The 17,168-nt window shown below is 71.7% G+C and carries 17 protein-coding genes; 8 read left to right on the top strand and 9 right to left on the bottom strand.

All coding sequences use genetic code 11. The annotated features are described in order from the left end of the window. The first annotated feature begins 5 nt into the window (after positions 1-5). Positions 6-515, top strand: a complete 510-nt coding sequence (locus AB0N66_RS27035; protein ID WP_365439716.1) for an AAA family ATPase — start codon at positions 6-8, stop codon at positions 513-515. On the opposite strand, the gene AB0N66_RS27030 is transcribed toward AB0N66_RS27035, so the two are convergent. The 3 genes from AB0N66_RS27030 to AB0N66_RS27020 all read right to left on the bottom strand — a co-directional run bounded on the left by AB0N66_RS27030 (position 505) and on the right by AB0N66_RS27020 (position 4,006). Continuing rightward, positions 505-2,235 (bottom strand): thiamine pyrophosphate-dependent enzyme, encoded by a 1,731-nt coding sequence (locus tag AB0N66_RS27030; RefSeq protein WP_365439714.1) that lies wholly within the window; start codon positions 2,233-2,235, stop codon positions 505-507. The genes AB0N66_RS27035 and AB0N66_RS27030 overlap by 11 nt on opposite strands. Continuing rightward, positions 2,232-3,062 (bottom strand): GntR family transcriptional regulator, encoded by an 831-nt coding sequence (locus AB0N66_RS27025; RefSeq protein ID WP_365439712.1) that lies wholly within the window; start codon positions 3,060-3,062, stop codon positions 2,232-2,234. Before AB0N66_RS27025 ends, AB0N66_RS27030 begins: the two co-directional genes overlap by 4 nt. Before the next feature lie 185 nt (positions 3,063-3,247). Continuing rightward, positions 3,248-4,006: an SDR family NAD(P)-dependent oxidoreductase gene (locus tag AB0N66_RS27020; protein WP_365439710.1), complete on the bottom strand. Its 759-nt coding sequence runs from the start codon at positions 4,004-4,006 to the stop codon at positions 3,248-3,250. A gap of 277 nt (positions 4,007-4,283) precedes the next feature. On the opposite strand from AB0N66_RS27020, the gene AB0N66_RS27015 reads away from it, so the two are divergent. The 7 genes from AB0N66_RS27015 to AB0N66_RS26985 all read left to right on the top strand — a co-directional run bounded on the left by AB0N66_RS27015 (position 4,284) and on the right by AB0N66_RS26985 (position 11,176). Then, positions 4,284-5,135 (top strand): hypothetical protein, encoded by an 852-nt coding sequence (locus AB0N66_RS27015; protein WP_365439708.1) that lies wholly within the window; start codon positions 4,284-4,286, stop codon positions 5,133-5,135. 259 nt (positions 5,136-5,394) lie between these two features. Beyond that, on the top strand, positions 5,395-5,568 hold the full coding sequence (locus AB0N66_RS27010) for a hypothetical protein (RefSeq protein WP_365439706.1): 174 nt from the start codon (positions 5,395-5,397) through the stop codon (positions 5,566-5,568). Positions 5,569-5,922: 354 nt separating this feature from the next. Continuing rightward, positions 5,923-6,858 (top strand): fumarylacetoacetate hydrolase family protein, encoded by a 936-nt coding sequence (locus tag AB0N66_RS27005; RefSeq protein ID WP_365439704.1) that lies wholly within the window; start codon positions 5,923-5,925, stop codon positions 6,856-6,858. 57 nt (positions 6,859-6,915) lie between these two features. Then, positions 6,916-7,500 carry an NAD(P)H-dependent oxidoreductase gene (locus AB0N66_RS27000; protein ID WP_365439702.1) on the top strand — a complete coding sequence of 195 codons (585 nt, stop codon included), beginning with the start codon at positions 6,916-6,918 and terminating at the stop codon, positions 7,498-7,500. Continuing rightward, complete coding sequence (locus tag AB0N66_RS26995; protein WP_365439700.1) at positions 7,497-9,044, top strand: MDR family MFS transporter; 1,548 nt, start codon at positions 7,497-7,499, stop codon at positions 9,042-9,044. Before AB0N66_RS27000 ends, AB0N66_RS26995 begins: the two co-directional genes overlap by 4 nt. A 36-nt stretch (positions 9,045-9,080) precedes the next feature. Next, positions 9,081-9,512, top strand: a complete 432-nt coding sequence (locus tag AB0N66_RS26990; protein WP_365439698.1) for a heme-binding protein — start codon at positions 9,081-9,083, stop codon at positions 9,510-9,512. Positions 9,513-9,679: 167 nt separating this feature from the next. Then, entirely contained in the window at positions 9,680-11,176 is a 1,497-nt protein-coding gene (locus AB0N66_RS26985; RefSeq protein ID WP_365439696.1) for an MFS transporter, read from the top strand. A gap of 87 nt (positions 11,177-11,263) precedes the next feature. Here AB0N66_RS26985 and AB0N66_RS26980 read toward each other — a convergent pair whose 3' ends face one another. The 6 genes from AB0N66_RS26980 to AB0N66_RS26955 form a co-directional block, all read right to left on the bottom strand. Beyond that, positions 11,264-12,016 (bottom strand): endo alpha-1,4 polygalactosaminidase, encoded by a 753-nt coding sequence (locus AB0N66_RS26980; protein WP_365439843.1) that lies wholly within the window; start codon positions 12,014-12,016, stop codon positions 11,264-11,266. A gap of 41 nt (positions 12,017-12,057) precedes the next feature. Continuing rightward, positions 12,058-12,753: a spherulation-specific family 4 protein gene (locus AB0N66_RS26975; protein ID WP_365439694.1), complete on the bottom strand. Its 696-nt coding sequence runs from the start codon at positions 12,751-12,753 to the stop codon at positions 12,058-12,060. After that, the gene (locus tag AB0N66_RS26970; RefSeq protein WP_365439692.1) at positions 12,750-13,664 is read right to left on the bottom strand and encodes an NAD(P)-dependent oxidoreductase; all 915 of its coding nucleotides are present in this window, start codon (positions 13,662-13,664) and stop codon (positions 12,750-12,752) included. The genes AB0N66_RS26975 and AB0N66_RS26970 overlap by 4 nt, the downstream gene beginning before the upstream one ends. A 9-nt stretch (positions 13,665-13,673) precedes the next feature. Further along, entirely contained in the window at positions 13,674-14,387 is a 714-nt protein-coding gene (locus AB0N66_RS26965; RefSeq protein WP_365439690.1) for a sugar phosphate nucleotidyltransferase, read from the bottom strand. 176 nt (positions 14,388-14,563) lie between these two features. Then, positions 14,564-15,601, bottom strand: a complete 1,038-nt coding sequence (locus AB0N66_RS26960) for an SDR family NAD(P)-dependent oxidoreductase (RefSeq protein ID WP_365439688.1) — start codon at positions 15,599-15,601, stop codon at positions 14,564-14,566. Between the two features lie 66 nt (positions 15,602-15,667). Beyond that, positions 15,668-17,140, bottom strand: a complete 1,473-nt coding sequence (locus AB0N66_RS26955; RefSeq protein WP_365439686.1) for a hypothetical protein — start codon at positions 17,138-17,140, stop codon at positions 15,668-15,670. Between the last annotated feature and the right edge of the window lie 28 nt (positions 17,141-17,168).

Raw genomic sequence — 17,168 nt, 5'->3', positions numbered from 1 at the left:
GCCCCGTGCTGATCATCCTCGGCGGCCTCCCCGCCACCGGAAAGACCACGCTCGCCCGGCTCCTCGCCCGCCGCACGGGCGCCGTCCACGTCCGCGTCGACACCATCGAACAGGCGCTGGTCCGCTCGGGGTTGACCGCCCATCCGGTCGGCCCGGCGGGCTACGTCATCGCGTACGCCCTCGCCGAGGAGCACCTCCGGCAGGGTCACACCGTGATCGCCGAGTCGGTGAACCCGTTGCCCGTCACCCGGGCCGCCTGGCGCGAGGCGGCCGAGCGGGCCGGCGTACCCGCCGTCGAGGTGGAGGTGGTCTGCTCGGACCGCGCCGAACACCGCTATCGCGCGACCACCCGCGTCACAGACATCCCCGGCCTCCCGCTGCCCGACTGGCAGCAGATCTCGCGCATCGCCTACGAGCCTTGGGACGACGGGCAGTTGACCGTCGACACGGCAGGGCGGACCGAGGAGGAATCCCTGGCGGCGCTGCTCCGCGGTCTGCCGGACATCACGGCTTGAACTCGCCCTCCGCGCTCACGGTCACCCGGAGAACGAGCGGCTCGGTGCGGTCGGCCAGCCCGGGGCACAGCGCGTCGAGTGTCTCGCACAGGTCCTCGTAGGCGTCGATCCTGTGGACCTGGCAGCCGAAGGACTCGGCGAGGCCGGCCACGTCGATCTCCTCGAAGGCCGGCCACGGCGGCTTGCCCCCCTGCTGCTCCGCGAGCCGGTCCATCACCGCGTAGCGGCCGTTGGCGAGGACGACGAAGACGGCGCCCACGCCGTAATGGGCGGCGGTCCACAGGGACTGGACCTGGTAGAGCGAGGATCCGTCACCGATGACGGCGACCACCGGGCGGCGAGGCTGTCCCATACGTACGCCGATCGCGGCGGGCATCGCGAACCCGAGCCCGCCCATGGCGGCACTGAGGAAGCCGAGCGGCCGCCGGGCGGGCAGCAGGGCGTGCAGGTCCGGGCGGGAGGAGGGGGTCTCCTCGACTATGACCGTGTCCGCGGGCAGCCGCTGCGCAAGCGCCGCGAGGACGTGGGAGGGGCTCAACAGCTCCCCGGCGGCGGGGGGTTCGGGGTGCGGGGCCCGCACCACCGGCTCCGACGTCGCGGGGCGGGACGGGGTGCGGCGGGCGAGCCGGTCACAGAAGTCCGGCAGCGCGGCGACCACCGCGAGTTCGGCGGGCGCGCGGTGCGCCTCGGCCGGGTCGTCGGTGACGACCACCACTCGGGCGCCGGTCAACTCGCCGGGCGCGTACGGGTATTGGCGCAGGAACGGCGCGCCCACACAGACCAGCAGATCGTACGGGTCGAGCGCGGCGCGCAGCCGGGGCCGGTCGGAGGGCAGGTGCCCGGCGAACAGCCTGTGGTCCTGCGGGAATCCGGCGCGCGCTCCGAAGGGCTCCTGCCACACCGGGCAGTCGAGCCGCTCGGCCAGCGAGGTGAGCGCGGTCCAGGTCCCGTCGTCGTCCGCGCCCGCCCCCACGACGATGGCCGGCATGGTGGCCCCGGTCAGCAGTGCGGCGACCTCGGCGACGACCGACACGTCCGCCGACGCCGCCCTGCGCAGCACGGTGGGCGCGGGAACGGGCAGGTCCTCGGCCGGCTCCGCCCAGTCGTTCATGGGTACGAGGACCAGCGCGGGGCCTCTTCCCTCGCGGGCGGCGTGCACGGCCCGCCCGATCGCGCCGGGCACGTCCTGGGCGCGTACCGGTGACTCCACCCGGACCGGGTAGTCCCCGGCCAGTCCGTCCAACCGCCCTGCGAGGAACGGCTCCTGGGCGAGGTGCCGACGGTCCTGCTGGCCCACCAGGACCACGAGGGGTGCCCGGTTCGCGCGGGCGGTGGCCAGCGCGCCCACCGCGTTGCCGAGGCCCGCCGTGGTGTGCAGCAGTACCAGCGCGGGCTGCTCGCGGGCAATGGCCCAGCCGGTGGCCGCACCGACCACCGAGCCCTCGTGCAGGGCGAGTACGAACTCCAGGTCCTCCGGCAGATCGGCGAGCAGGGACACCTCCGTCGAGCCCGGGTTGGCGAACAGTGTGGTCAGCCCGTGCAGCCGCAGGACGTCGAAGGCGGCGTCGCGGACGGTGCGGATCGCGACCGCGCCCACCTCGGCCGCGCCCACCTCGGCCGTACTCGCCTCGGCAGTACTCGTGCCGGCCGTGGTCGTTCCGGCAGTACTCGTTCCGGCCGTGGTCGTCCCAGCCGTGGTCGTCTCCACTACGTGTGTCACGACAGCGTGCTCCTTCGGTTCGAGACCTGCCCGCCCAGCCCGACGTTGGCTCTCAGCCACGCGGTGAGGGCCTCGGTGAGCCCGACGTCGGATCCGGCGGTCTCGTCGCCCTTGCGGACGGAGATGATCCGCCCCACCGCGCTCTGGTGGTAGTCGCGGACCGCGGACGCGGCGACGGCGGGATCACGGCTCGCGATGGCGTCCACGATGCTCAGGCGCTCCGCCTGGAGGGCCCCCGCGACCCGCCCCCAGTCCCTGCCCTCGCCGCCGGCCAGCTTGACCGCGAGCCCGATCTGGACCTCGGTGATGAACCGGCACAGCGCGGCCAGCAGCGGGTTGTGGGAGATCTCGGAGAGGGTGACGAAGAACTGCTGGAGCGTGGCAGCGGACTCCTCGACACCCTCGGCCGCCGCGCTCGCCTCAGCCGCGGCCCGCAGGCCCGCGATCTCCTCGTCGGAGGCTTGTTCGGCGGCGAGTTCGGCGGCGTACGAGTTGAGCGCGCCGAGCAGGCCGAACACCTCACGGGCGCCGACCTTCTCGAACTGGACGACGGAGGCGATGGACATGGCGAGCAGGGTGTCGCCCTGCGCGTTGACCGTCGCCCGGCTGCCGTTGCGGGTGGTGACCAGGCCCATCGCGGTGAGTACGCGGATCGCCTCGCGGATGGTGGGCGCGCTGACGTCGTACGACGCGGCCAGTTCCCGTTCGGAGGGCAGCCGCGCGCCGTCCGGGAGGGCGCCGCTGAGGATCTGCTCGCGGAGGTCCTCGACGATCTGGTCGGCCACCCGGCCGCGGTAGATCTTCGCGGGGGTATGAGGCACGGACATGACACTCCCAAAGGGGTTCCTGGACCTCGCTCCCCGGACTGGCGTGCCCCAGGAACTTCGATGTCCTATCCAACCAGCAAGTTAACCTACCAGGTAGGTTCTTTCAAGAATTTCACAGATTTCAAGCCCTGCAAGCCCTGCAAGCCCTGCAAGCCTTGAAATCCCTGCAAGCCTTGAAGTGTTGCTCAACGCTCCGACTCGCTGGGGCGGATGAGCAGTTGACTCACCGCGGCGTGCGCGGGGCGCGTCACGACGTACTCGACGGAGTCGGCGACGTCCATGGCGCTCAGCCGTTCATAGGAGCCGACCTGGGAGGCCATCGCCTCCCGTACCTCGCGTGGGAACAGTTCGGTGGTCACAGCGGAGGGTTCGAGGACCGAGACGCGGACCCGGCGGCCCGCCACCTCCTGACGCAGCGCCTCGCTGTACGCGTTGAGCCCGAACTTGCTCGCGTTGTACACGCTCGTGGTCTTGTGAACGACGTGCCCCGCCACCGAGCTGACGTTGACCAGGTCGGCGACCCGACGGGGCTCGCTCGCGGCCGCCTCGACCAGGTGCGGCAGGGCGGCGTGCGCGCAGTACATGCTGCCGAGCAGATTCACCCCCACCACCCGCTCGAACTCGGCGGGCGAGGAGTCCATCAGCGGGCCCCGCTGGGGCACACCGGCGTTGTTGACGAGGATGTCGAGCCGCCCCCACTCCTCCACGGCGCGCTCCACCGCCGCGCGGGCCTGTTCCGGGTCGGTCACGTCGGCCTCCACGGGCAGGGCCCGCCCGCCCGCCGCCGTCAGCTCCTCGGCCAGCGCGACGAGCCGGTCCTCGCGCCTGGCCACCAGGGCCACGGCCGAACCTCGTGCCGCCAGGACGCGTGCCACGGCAGCGCCTATCCCGCTGGAAGCCCCGGTCACCACGGTGACGGTTCCCTTCAGATCCATGTCGGCCATCTCAGACTCCTTGCCCTCGGCACTTCGGCGCCCCTCGGCGCTTCGGCTTCGATGAAAAGCTCACCACCTACCTTGACACAAACCTACCAAGAAGGTTTCGTGGATACAGCGACAACCGGATGTCATCCGGACGAGTGCGCCGCGGTGGGATCCGTGGCAACGCTGCCCGGCCGGTCGCGAACAGTCATCAGGCCCCTCGCGAGAAGGCCGACCGGACCGGGTCACCGGACGCGCCGGCCCCGCAAGGACCATGCACCCGAATCTACGGAGGACCGCGATGAAGATCGCACCGTTCGACGAGAACGCGTTCAAGATGGACCACCCCCGAGGGACGGTCTCGTTCAACTACCTGCTCATGGGCGACCGGAGCAAGCCCATGGAGAACTACCGCTACATCCTGGGCCGCCAGGAAGCCGACTTCCGCATGCCCCGGCACTGCCACACCTTCGAGCAGATCCGGCTGCCCCTGGTGGGCGACATGAACCTCGGCGAGCAGGGGATCCTGCGCGAGGGCGAGGTCGGCTACTTCCCCGAGGGGCAGACGTACGGCCCCCAGGACGACCCGCTGACCGACCCCAAGCAGATCCAGCTCGTGCTGCAGTTCGGTGGCGCTTCCGCCCTCGGTATGAGCGCCGGCCGAGGCCGTGGCCCGGACAACAAGGAGGCCCAGGCCGAGCGCCGTCCGCGTCGGGAGCACAAGTTCCCCAAGCCGCGCTACAACGGCGTCGTGATCAGCAACCCGGACCACCTGAACTGGCTGCCGGTGTCCGGTTCACCGGGCGTCAAGCGCAAGCCCATCGGCACGTACACCGAGCGCGAGTTCTGGATCGAGTTCGTCAAGATCGAGGCCGGCGCCGAGTGGGTCTCCACCAGCGAGGAGGCCCGCCGCCTGACGGTGGTCCTGTCCGGCGCCGGCACGGTCGAGGACACCGAGGTCGGCAAGCTCGGCGCGGTGGAGGCCGACCCCGGGGAGAAGGTCCGCTACGCGGCCACCGAGGAGCTGGTCCTGTTCACCGTGGGCCTGCCCCCGATCCAGCAGCCGGTCGAGCCCGACGACGACAAGTTCGTCACCGTCGTCACCGACGGCGGCATCAGCTTCGAGAACGCGAAGGACGCCGCCGGCGGCTGAGCGAAGCCGGAGCCGGAGCCGTGGGGCCGACGTGGGCCGAGCGAGGACGGCCTACGCCGACACCGGCCGGGGCAGTGGCCACGGGCCACGGGCCACGGGCCGACAGAGCAGGCAGAGCAGGCAGGGGCTGCACGGGCAGAACCGGATCGGCAACGGATCGACACACCGATCCGGCCGAGCGCCGGCCGTACGCCGACACCGGCTCAGCTCGCTCCGGACCGACACGGTCGGGACATGGCCGCAGGCATGGACATGGGCCGTGCGCGAGTACGGGCGGCTGATCAGCGCCGTGCGCCACTGCGGGTTGATCGTCTCCGTACACCAGTACGGACTGATCACCGCTGTACGCCAATACGGCCAGACCACCTCGGCACGCCAGTCCGAGCCAGTCACCGCCCTACGCCACTACGGGCCGTCACCGCCGTACGCCTGAACCGGCCGGCCCGCAGCCGCGCGACCCCGCCCGCCGAGCGCGGCAGCTCGGCCCGCTCCCCGGCCCACCGGCCGACAGCACCCCGAACGGTCGGCCTCCGGCCCGGGCGGCTCCCCCACAGGCAACCCCGCTGCCCCCGTCGCGTACGGCCCCCGGCCCGAGCGGCTCAGAGGACAGGCGGGGCTCGGGGTGGCCCCCTTCCCGAGTCCCGCCGCCGGACCACCCCCGTCCCCGCGACCTCCCGGTCCGGTCCGGCACGGTCCAGCCGTCCAAGTCACCCCGACCCCGGACGGATCACCCCGGTGGACCCCTCCCTGTAAAGGGAGTGATCCACCCGCACCCACGGAGAGCACTGTGAAAATCGCCTCCCGGCGGACCCCCTTCGGAGACCGGCTCTGCTTCGCCGAAGTGATTCCCCACCACCTCATCGACATCCAGGCAGCGTTCGTGCGACGGCTGGAGAGCCTGGGCGTCCACCGGGACGACGCGGTGGCCCGGTCCCGCCTCGACGTGCCCGGTGACCTGCCCGCGCTCCTCCAGGCGGATCCCGAACTCACCGCCGTCCGGACGGCGTTCGACTGGGCCGTCGACAATGCCGACACCGGCGAGCTGTACGAGGACTGCCTCTGGTCCGACAAGCCCGAACGGCTCGGCCCGGCGGTCGGACGGCCACAGACCATCTGGTGCATGCTCGCCAACTACCCCCGTTCACCCGGCACTTCCGCACCGCCGCAGCCCCGGCGAGGTCTCCAGGGCTGTCTGAAGCCTCCCGGTTCCCTCGCGGGCCCGTACGACGCGCTCCGGTATCCGGCGATCAGCGAGAAGGTCGACCCGGAGATGGAGCTGGCGGCGGTCATCGGCCCCCGCTCACGGTTCCTCACGCCGGAGAACGCGCTGCGGGCGGTGGCCGGTTACGTCGCCTTCTGCGACACCGGCTCGCGGGACGTCTCCGATCTCGACAACAACCGCATGGACCGTGCCAAGGGCTTCGACACGTACGGGATCACCGGCCCCTGGTTCGTCACCGCCGACGAGATCCCCGACCCGCACCAGCTGCGCATCCGCTCCTGGGTCAACGGTGAACTGCGCCAGGACGGCAGCACCGCCGACATGTTCCACACCCTCCCCGAGCAACTGGCCTGGCTCACCGAGGCGCTCACCCTGGCGCCCGGCGACGTGCTCTCGACCGGAACACCCCTCGGCCACGGCAACGTGCTGCCGGGCGACGTGGTCCGCGGCGAGGTCGAAGGACTCGGAGTCATCGAGAACAAGGTCGTCCTCGACGACTGAGCCACGGAGCCCAAAGAGCCCACGCCCGCAGAGCCGCTGAGCAACCGGAGGTCAGTCATGTCCGCTCCACACCTGCAGATCATCGTCGGCAGTACCCGCCCGGGCCGGCGCGGCCATGCCGTCGGCACCTGGTTCCACAGCCTCGCGGTCCAACACGAGGGCTTCGGCGTGGAGTTCGTCGATCTCGCCGAGGTCGGCCTGCCACTCCTCGACGAGCCGCGTCCACCCCAGCGCGGCCAGTACGACCACGACCACACCCGGCGCTGGAGCGAGACCGTGCGCGCCGCCGACGCCTTTGTGTTCGTCGTCCCCGAGTACAACCACAGCTACAACGCGGCGACCAAGAACGCCCTGGACTTCCTGGCGAAGGAGTGGGCCGGCAAACCGGCCGCTTTCGTCGCCTACGGCGGTGTCTCCGCCGGCGCCAGAGCCGTCACCGCGCTGATCCCGGTCGTGTCCGCGCTGAAGATGGTGCCGCTCTCGCACTCCGTGCACATCCCGTCCATCCGGACGGCGGTGACACCCGGCGGGACCTTCGAGTCCTCCGCCGGGCTGGACGCGGACGCGTCGAGCATGCTGGACGAACTGCTCCGACTGACCGCCGCGCTCTCCGCCCTCCGGCTCGGCGACCCGGTCGGGTGAGCGGGGACCCGGTCGCGCAGTCCACCGGTGGCGAGCCGGACGGGCGGCGCGGCCCCCGGATCGTCATCAGCCAGAAGGTGGCCGTAGGCGTCGTCTACGTGGCCGGGCTCTTCCTGAGCACGCTGGACATGACCATCGTCAATGTCGCGCTGCCGTCGATCGGCCGTGCCTTCTCGGTGCCGTCCACCGGCGTCGACACGGTCTCGATCTCCTATCTGGTGAGCCTGGCCGTCTTCGTCCCGGCCTCCGGCTGGCTCGGCGACCGTTTCGGCGGCAAGCGCACCCTGCTGACCGCGGTCGGCGTCTTCACGCTCGGCTCGGCCCTTTGTGGGATGGCGACAAGCCTCGGCGAACTGGTCGCGTTCCGGATCCTGCAGGGCGCGGGCGGCGGCATGCTCGCCTCGGTCGGCATGGCGATGCTGCTGCGCGCCTTCGCCCCCGGGGAACGGGTGCGGGCCTCGGCGATCCTGAGCATCGCCAACGGCCTCGCACCGACTCTCGGCCCGGTGGTCGGCGGTCTGCTGGTCACCTCGGTCTCCTGGCGGGCGATCTTCTACGTCAATGTGCCGGTCGGCGTCTTCGCGACCGTGTTCGGCCTGCTGTACCTGCGCAACGAGCCCGCGCGGCCCGCCGAACACTTCGACCTCACCGGGTTCCTGCTGTCGGCGACCGGCCTCGGTCTGCTGATGTACGGCGTCTCTGAGGGGCCCGAGCGGGGCTGGACCTCGGCTCCCATCGCCGCCTGCGTGGCAAGTGGCGCCGCGCTGCTCGCCGCGATGATCGTCGTGGAACTCCGCAAGGCGTCCCCGATGATGGACGTACGCCTGCTGACGAACCGTCTGTTCGCCTCCGGCACCGCGGTCATGACCGTGCAGTCGGTGGCCTTCCTCGGCACCCTTTTCACCCTCACGCTCTACCTCCAGGACGAGCGGGGAATGACCCCGCTGGCCGCGGGACTGACCATCTTCGCCGAGGCCATGGGCGTGGTCATCGGCTCGCAGCTGGCCAGCCGGTTCCTCTACCGCAGGCTCCGCCCCCGCCGGCACCTGATGCTCGGCGCGGCGGGAACGAGCACGGCCATCGCGCTGATGAGCCTGTGGCACGAGGACACCGGCCTGTGGTGGATCCGGCTGCTGCTCTTCTGCATGGGGCTCGCCGTCGGCCAGGTGTTCGTGGGCACCCAGTCCGCGTCCTTCGCCACGGTCACCTCGGCCTCCTCCGGCCGGGCCTCGACCCTGTTCAACGTCGGCCGCAGGCTCGGCGGCGCCACCGGCGTCGCGGTGGCCACCAGCGTCCTCGTGTCGGCCACCGGCAGCGCGTCCGGCGCCGGGAGCGCCCCGGACATGTCCGGCTACCGGGCCGCCTTCCTCACCGCCGCCGCGCTCAATCTGCTGGGCCTTTACGCGGCCACGCGGGTCAGCGACGCCGACGCGGCGAGCACGATCCCCGCTGCCCGCACCGGTCGGCGGAAGCATCAACTCCGCCACAGAAGGAGACCGCCTGCCGTCACCCGACCCGTTGACCACACTCCAGAAAACGCATAACACCCTGAACAGCAAGAAAGCAGAGGAGCCACAGACATGACCGGTCTGAGCCTGACCCAGGCATCCGAGATCGTCGACGCCGCGCTGAGCCACGCACGCGAGCTGGGACTGCGACCGCTGACGATCACCGTGCTCGACCCGGGCGGCCACCCCCAGGTCGTCAAGCGTGAGGACGGCGCGGGCATCCTGCGCCCGCAGATCGCGCACGCCAAGGCATGGGGCTGCCTCGGCACCGGCTCGGGCGGCGCGGCCGGGGCCCGGCACGCGACCCGTGACCCCGCCTTCTTCGCCGCCCTGGCCGCCATCTCCGAGGGCCGCGTCGCCTCTTCCCGGGGCGGTGTGCTCGTACGGGACAAGGAGGGCGTGCTGCTCGGTTCGGTGGGCGTCAGTGGAGAGAGGCCCGAGAACGACGAGATCGTCGCCGTCTTCGGAGTGGAACAGGTCGGACTGGTGGCCGACGTGGGCTGACCCGGATCCAGACAGCCGTGGCCCGCTCCCGGGACGGAGCGGGCCACGGCATCACCACCGGAGACGGATGTACTCCCACGTCGGAGCCGCATTCCCGGCGGGCGCCGCCGCGCCCTCCACGGCATCGAAGGCCGCTACAGATAGCCGATGGGAATCTGAGGTGCACCATGGCAAAGACGCCTGAAGACCTCGTAACAGCCGCTGTACCCACACCGCCCTACCTGACTTCGAAGCGACGCACGCAGGCCCTGCTCATCTGCATAGCGGCCGCGTTCCTGACCCTCCTCGACGTGAGCATCGTGACCGTCGCGCTGCCCTCGATGGAGGAGCACCTGCACCTGACGCCCGCCGACGTCACCTGGTCGCTCGCCGGATACACCCTGACCTTCGGCCTGATGCTGGTTCCGGCGGGCCGGCTCGGGGACGAGTTCGGCCGCCGGAAGATCTTCGTCATCGGAATGGTGCTGTTCATCATCACCGGCGTGCTGTGCGGAATCGCACCCGACGCCACCTTCCTGGACGCGTCACGGCTCGCCAGGGGGCTCGCGGCCGGCCTGATCGCCCCCCAGGTCGTCGGCATGCTGCACCAGATGTATCCGGCGCGCGAACGGGGCCGGGCCTTCGGCTACTACGGCGCGACGGTGAGCCTGTCGACGGCGATCGGACCACTCTTCGGCGGCATCATCCTGCACATCTTCGGCACGGGCGAGGGCTGGCGCTGGGTCTTCCTGGCCTTCATCCCGCTCGATGTCGTCGTCCTCTTCCTCGCCCTGCGTCTGCTGCCGGAGGGCCGGCGTGTCGAGGCGCGCCGGCCACTCGACCTGGTCGGTGTCCTGCTGCTCGGGCTCGCCGTCACGGCCGTGATGCTGCCGCTGCTGCAGAGCGGGGACTGGGTCGACCGCCGGTGGTGGCTGACGTGGTCCGGCCTCGCACTGCTGGTCGTCTTCGTCCTGTACGAGCGCGCTGTCGCCCGGCAGGGCCGGCAGCCACTGGTCGACCTGAACCTGTTCCGTGAGCGCCACTACTGGGTGGGCACGCTCGTCGCGGCCTCCCTGTACGGCGGGTTCACCGGCATCTTCCTGGTGCTCACCCAGTTCCTCCAGCAGGGCCTTGGCTACACGGCGCTGCACGCGGCGCTGTCCATCGTGGCCTTCACCGTCGGTTCGGCGGTCTGCGGCGTGATCAGCGGCCGTATCGTGCACCGCGTCGGCCCTCCGCTGGTGATCGTCGGCACCGCCGTGACCGCCCTCGGCCTTGCCGGCACGGCCCTGGTCGTCGACACCTCCTCGGGCGCTCCCATGGCGCTGCTGCTCGCCGGACCGCTGCTGGTGGCCGGCTGCGGCGCCGGTCTCGTCATCGCGGCCAACCAGACGCTCGCCCTGCACCGCGTACCGCGCAAGGAGGGCAGCACCGCCGCCGGGATCTACCAGACCGGTATGAAGATCGGCACCTCGCTCGGCACGGCGCTGGCGACCTCGTTGTACTTCAGCGAGATCGCCTCCACACACGGCGACTTCGCCGCCGCCGCCCGGGTCGGCCTCATCGGCGGGGCCGCCCTCGCCGCCGTCGCCTTCCTGGTGGCGCTGCCGGGCCTTACGCTCGGCGGGCGCCGGAGCACACCGGCCGCCCTGGGTCAGGAAGAGGCGGAGATGGTGGCCAGGTGAGGTGATCCGTGCAAGGGGCGGCCGCCGGATCCCCGACGGCCGCCCCTTGTGGTGCCCGGAGCCGGTCGCCCCGAAATCGGCCCCGGCTCAGCACGGCCGGCGCCACGCGTCCAGGGAGAGCCGCTTCAGCATCGAGTCGAGGCCAAGCCGGTCGGCGGTGGGACAGAACTTCCCGGTGGGCACGTCGTACTCCACATGGAAGACCGCTTTGCGTGCCTTGACGAACGGTGTCAGCAACGCGCATTCGCTGTACTCCGCACACTGTTCGTTCACCGCGAAGTCGAAGTCCCCGACCAGCTGCGGGATCTGCTCCAGGTCGTTCTTCAGTCCGACGGCCAGGCCCCGGTCGTGTGCCAGATCCGCGATCATGCGGTTGTACGCGAGCTGGTGCGCGGCGGTGAGGGGGAAGCCGGTCTTGTTGGTGTAGCCGTCGAGGAGGTCGGGCTCGACGGCGTCGAATCCCTTCGAGCGGCACATGTCCATGCGCTTGGCCATGATGGGGCGCAGCACGTCGAGTTGGCGGATGTCGAGCCACCGCTCGCCCTCCCAGCCGTTGCCCTGGCCGAGCACGGAGGCGGGGAAGGCCTTCTGGTCGGGGCGATAGTTCTCCCAGGAACCGGCGTTGATGTAGCAGATCACCTTGCGTCCGTCGGCGTGCAGGGACTTGACCACGGCGGCGCTGCTCTCGAAGCCGTCGATGTCGTACACCGGGACTTGAACGGAGGTGTCGATCGGGCCGCTGAGCTGCCACTGCCAGTCGGTACCGGGACGCGGCTGCCAACGGCGCGGCGCGTCGGGGGTGTTGGTCGAGCAGCCCGCAAGGAGCAGAGCAAGCAGCATGAGGGTGAGGGCGGTTGCGGGTCCCGGCCGTGCGGCATGCTTCAAGAGGCCTCCCTCTCCACGGTCGGCGGCAGGCCGCTCCACGGGTTCGCGCCGCTGCCGGGGACGGCGCAGTGCACGGCCGCTCCGCGCATCCGGGCGGTGCGCGCCGCGAGCGGGCAGAGCCCGTCCGGGACGCCGTGCACCAGGTGGCAGAACCGCTCGGGCGGATGGGCGCCGGTCCAGGCGGGCACGGTGAAGTCGGTGTGGCGGTACGTCTTCCAGGTGCCCTCGAAGGTGACCAGCAGGTCGGCGAAGTCGGCGTAGCCCGGGGCCGGATGGACGCCCGGGTTGAGGACGACGGTGCGTGCACCGCAGACGCGGGCGGCGCGCGTCAGCCTGCGGTAGTGGCGCAGCGGCCCGGCGGCGGAGGCCGTCCGGTCCAGGAAGGCGCCGTCGGTGTCGTACCAGCGGCGGTGCCTGCGCAGGTCGCCGACGACCGCGCGGGCCGACCGCTCTCCGTAGGCCGTGTCCACGTATCCGAGCACCCGCACGCCCGCCTCCCGTAGTTGGGCGGCGGCCGTGACGAAGGCCGGGTCGGGTGTGTCGCCGGGTCCGTCGGCGATGTTGAGGACGACGCCGTACAGCTGTGGACCGGCGTGGATCAGGGCGCGCCAGGCGGCCGGGTCCACGGCGGGGTGCACGTAGAGCGGGACGAGCAGCCGGCCGCGGCCGGGGTCCGTCGCCTCGTCGGTCACGCCGAAACCCTGGTGTGCTCGGCCCACAGGCCGGCGAGCGAGTCGGCCAGCGTCCGTTCGGGCCGCCAGTCGAGGGCGTCCGCGGCGGCGGTCACGTCGGCCCGCTGCCAGGACACGGCCGACGAGCGCTGCGATCCGGCGCCGCGCTCCTCGATCGGGCCCCGGTATCCGGCGGCCCGCGCCAGTTCCTCGGCGAGGTCCCGGGCACGGGTGGCCGTGCCGCTGGCGATGTTGAGGACGGCCGGCAGGGGGCCGGGGGTGGTCGCCGCGAGCACAGCGGCCCGTGCCACGTCCCGTGCGTCGACGAAGTCCCGGTAGGCCGAGAGGTCGCCGACGGTGACCGTGCCGTCGGGCAGCGCGCGCCGCAGTTCGTCGGCGAGCCGTCCGGACAGGCTGGAGGCGGGCGCGCCAGGGCCGACCGGGTTGAACACCCGCAGGACGACGCTGTCCAGGCCGGTCCTGCCGGCTTCGGTCACCGCGTACGACCCGGCCAGTTTGGTGGCTCCGTAGGTGCCCTGCGGGCTGACCGGCGAGCTCTCGGTGAGGGTCTGCCCGGCGGGCGTCGGCCCGTACTCGGCGGCCGACCCCAGGTGGACAAGACGGGCGCCGGGCGCCGCCTCGCGCAGGGCCTCGCACAGTACGGCGGGTCCGCGCGCGTTGGTCTCGGCCATGCGTACGGGGTCGCCGCTGACGGCGCCCGCGCAGTTGACGACCGCGTCGGGGGCGAGGGCGCGCAGGGACCGTGCGAGTCCGGCGACGGAGACGGCGGCGAGGTCGACGGGGAGGTTCACGGGCAGCCCGGGGTCCACCGAGCGGCCGCCGCCGAGCACCCGCACACCCGGGAGGGTGCGCAGCTGCCCGGCGATGTGACCGCCCAGGAATCCGGTGGAGCCCAGGACGAGGATGCGCATGATGCCGGGTCACACTCCCTTGAGCAGGGCGGGGCGGCGCGTGGTGAACTCCGCGTTGGCCCTGTCGTAGTCGTCCGGGCGCCCGATGTCGAGCCAGTAGCCGTCGAACTCGTAGGCGGCGGGCGGGGTTTCGGCGCGCAGCAGGTCCAGGACCAGTTCGTCGAAGCCGAGCGGCAGACCGGGGGTGTAGCCGTTGAGGGTGGAGCGGGAGAGTCCGTAGACGCCCATGGAGACCCGGTAGTCCATGCTCGGCTTCTCGGCGAAGCCGACGACCTTGCCGCCTTCGGTGGTGAGTACCCCGAAGTCGATCGAGACCGTACGCGCGTAGGTGGCGATGGTGAGCGGCGAGTCGGATTCCTCGTGACTGCGCAGTACGGCGCTGAAGTCGAGGTCGGTGAGGATGTCGCCGTTCATGACGAGGAAGTGCTCGGGCAACCGGTCGAGCATGGTCAGCAGCGGCCCCATGGTGCCCAGCGGGCTGTCCTCGGTGGCGTAGCCGACGCGCAGGCCCCACTGGGAGCCGTTGCCGACATAGGCCCGGATGATGTGGCCGAGGTGCCCGATGGCGATGGTGCAGGTGGTGAAGCCGGCGCCGGCGAGCTGGCGCATCACGATCTCCAGGATCGCGTGCTGGTCGCCGATGGGGACGAGCGGCTTGGGCAGGGCGGTCGTGTAGGGCCGCAACCGTACGCCTTTGCCTCCGGCCAGTATGACTGCATGCATCGTGGGGGTTTCCTTCCGACTGTCGTCAGGTGTCGCCGATTCGGCGTCGCCGATTTCCTGGGTTCAGGGACTCGGTAGGTCTGGTGCCGGGGAGCCGTCAGAGTGTTGTCGACGGTGGTCCTGGAGCCGGGGAGCCGTCAGATGTTGTAGACGGACGTCTTGGAGCCGCGAAGCCGTCAGATGTTGTAGACGTTCGTCTTGTAGCGGGCGAGGTTCGCCGGGTCGCGGAAGAAGGCGATGGTCGCCTCAAGCCCCTCTTCGAGGCTGTGGGCGGGCGCCCAGCCGGTGGCGGCGCGCAGCCGTGACGCGTCGCAGACCAGCCGCATCACCTCCGATCCGGCCGGGCGGATGCGCTGCGGGTCCTCACGAACCTCCAGGTCGGCGGCCATCAGCTTGCCGATCAGGGTGACCAGGTCGCCGACCGAGATCTCGCCGCCGGTACCGGCGTTGAAGGTGTGGCCGACGACGGCTTCGGCGGGCGCGGTGCCCACCGCGAGGAAGGCCTGGGCGGTGTCCTTGGCGAAGGTGAAGTCGCGGGTGGGCCGCAGATCGCCGAGGGTGATGGTCCGTTCCCCGGCCGCGACCTGCCCGATGACGGTCGGGATCACCGCCCGCATGGACTGGCGCGGCCCGAAGGTGTTGAACGGCCGCAGGGTGACCACCTGGGTGCCGAAGCTCGCGTGATAGCTGTCGGCCAGCCGGTCGCCGCCCGCCTTCGAAGCCGCGTACGGGGACTGGGTGTTGATGGGGTGGTCCTCGGTGATCGGCACCGTCTGGGCCGTGCCGTACGTCTCGCTGGTTGACGTGTGCACCAGCCTCGGGATGTCGAGCCGGCGGACGGTCTCCAGGACGTTGAGGGTGCCGGTGACGTTGGTGTCCACGTAACTGTGCGGCGCCTGGTAGGAGTACGGGATCGCGATCAGCGCCGCCAGGTGGTAGACGGCCTCCGTGCCGGCCAGCAGCCGGTCCACCGAGCCGGGGTCGCGTACGTCGCCGAGCACGACCTCGACGCTGTCCATCACGTCGTCGGGCAGCGTCTCCAACCAGCCGTAGGAGGAGAAGGAGTTGTACTGGGCCATCGCGCGCACCCGGTGCCCGGCGGCGACGAGCGCCTCCACCAGGTGGGAGCCGATGAATCCCTCCGCTCCGGTGACGGCTACGGGTCCGGCTACGGGTCCGGCTACGGGTCCGGCTACGGGTCCGGCTTCGGTCACGGGTCTGTCTCCTCTGGTGTCAGGGGTGATGCGGATGATGGAGATGGTCGAGATGGTGGAGATGGGTCAGCGGTGAGCCGTGGCCCGGCCGAGCAGGGCGTACGAGATGACCACCAGCGCGGCGGCGGCACAGCCGCAGACGAGCGGACGGACGGCGGCGGAGCCCAGGGCCGCGCCCGCGGCGGCGGCCAGGCACACCGCGGCGGGTGGCCAGGCCGTGCCGAAGGCCTGGAGCAGCAGAGCGGTCCACAGGACGGCTCCCAGCGCCAGCAGCGGCGCAGGCGAGTCGCCGCGGATCAGGGCGGGCGTGGCCAGCAGTGCCAGGTATCCGGCGAGACACAGCAACAGTGCGCGCCCGGCCCGGAGTTGGAAGCCCCTGGGTGTGGTGCTGTGCCGCAGTGCGGCGAGGCCCAGGCTCCGGTAGCGGTAGAGCAGCCACTCGGCGACGCCCATGCTCAGGGTGAGCACGACCACGGCGGGCCCGTCGGCGGACGCGGCCATCAGCGTCAGCGACCCTGCCGCGAGGCCGAACAGCCCGTAGGGAAGGGAAGCGGCGAGCGGTGGCCCGTTGCCGGGGGCCGCCGTGCTGTCGGTGCGCAGCGACCGTACGATCTCGCGGGCCGCCAGCAGCACCGCCGCCGCGACGGTGACAAGGAGCAGCGCGGTGACGGCCAACGGGCCGGGGTGCCACAGGAGCAGTGAGGCCGCTCCGGCGACCGTCGGGGTGAGCGCGAGCAGCAGATCCCGTTCGCGGCCCAGCACCAGGAGCACGGTGCCCGCCGCGAGGTAGAGCGCCTGCCCGGCGGCGAACGCGGCCATGGTGCCCGGCCCCGACAGCAGGAGGCCGGCCGACAGCGCGCCCAGCGCCCCGACCGGGGCCCCGGCGCGCAGGGTGCGCGCGGCGCCGCGACGGCCGCCCGCCGCGAGCCGTACGTAGGCGCGGTGAGCCAGGCCCTGGTTCCACGCCCAGGCGACCAGCGCCGAGGCGGCAAGACCGGCGATCGCGCCGGTACCGCTCGCGAGGAGGCCGGCGCCCAACACGTATGCCAGTCCGGGGAGTCCGAAGACCGCCCCGCGCAGCACGCACCGCCAGGGGCTGGTCCGCCAGGGGTCGGGCGGCGGTTCCGGGTCGGGGAAGCGGCGCGGTACCCGCTCGTACAGTTCCTCGGCGACCTCGAACAGGTCCCGCCGTCCGTAGCGGCCGGTGATCTGTTCCTGCGTCAGCCCGTCCGACTCCAGTACGGCAGCGATCTCGTCCGGGTGGACGGCCGCGCCGCACACGTCCGCCAGCCGTTCGGCGAGCTCGTCGAACGGGTCCTCGGCCCAGGATGGCCGACGGCGACGGACCTGGCGCGGGCCGAGAGCGGGCAGCGCGTCGGTGCCACGGCGCCCGGCAGGGCCGGCCTGGCCCGCCTGACGGGCCCGACCGCCTTGACCGGCAACCGTGTTGCCCGGCCATCCCGCCGGGAACCGCCGCCGCTCACCACGTTCCTGATCGATGCCACCGTCCCCCGGCAGCAGCCGCAACGGCCCGCTCACCCCACCTCACCCGCCTGCGGTACGGCGC

Source organism: Streptomyces sp. NPDC093544 (genome assembly GCF_040683495.1).
Classification (GTDB): domain Bacteria; phylum Actinomycetota; class Actinomycetes; order Streptomycetales; family Streptomycetaceae; genus Streptomyces.
The sequence above is the reverse complement of the archived record's forward strand: the minus strand, read 5'-3'. Positions and strand labels throughout refer to the sequence as shown.

Bases quoted from the DNA above. Each gene is read 5' to 3' on its own strand.
- AB0N66_RS26965 (WP_365439690.1), bottom strand. From the start codon at position 14,387: ATGCATGCAGTCATACTGGCCGGAGGCAAAGGCGTACGGTTGCGGCCC.
- AB0N66_RS26985 (WP_365439696.1), top strand. From the start codon at position 9,680: ATGGCAAAGACGCCTGAAGACCTCGTAACAGCCGCTGTACCCACACCG.
- AB0N66_RS27025 (WP_365439712.1), bottom strand. From the start codon at position 3,062: ATGTCCGTGCCTCATACCCCCGCGAAGATCTACCGCGGCCGGGTGGCC.
- AB0N66_RS27000 (WP_365439702.1), top strand. From the start codon at position 6,916: ATGTCCGCTCCACACCTGCAGATCATCGTCGGCAGTACCCGCCCGGGC.
- AB0N66_RS26980 (WP_365439843.1), bottom strand. From the start codon at position 12,016: ATGCTGCTTGCTCTGCTCCTTGCGGGCTGCTCGACCAACACCCCCGAC.
- AB0N66_RS27015 (WP_365439708.1), top strand. From the start codon at position 4,284: ATGAAGATCGCACCGTTCGACGAGAACGCGTTCAAGATGGACCACCCC.
- AB0N66_RS26970 (WP_365439692.1), bottom strand. From the start codon at position 13,664: ATGCGCATCCTCGTCCTGGGCTCCACCGGATTCCTGGGCGGTCACATC.
- AB0N66_RS26990 (WP_365439698.1), top strand. From the start codon at position 9,081: ATGACCGGTCTGAGCCTGACCCAGGCATCCGAGATCGTCGACGCCGCG.
- AB0N66_RS27020 (WP_365439710.1), bottom strand. From the start codon at position 4,006: ATGGCCGACATGGATCTGAAGGGAACCGTCACCGTGGTGACCGGGGCT.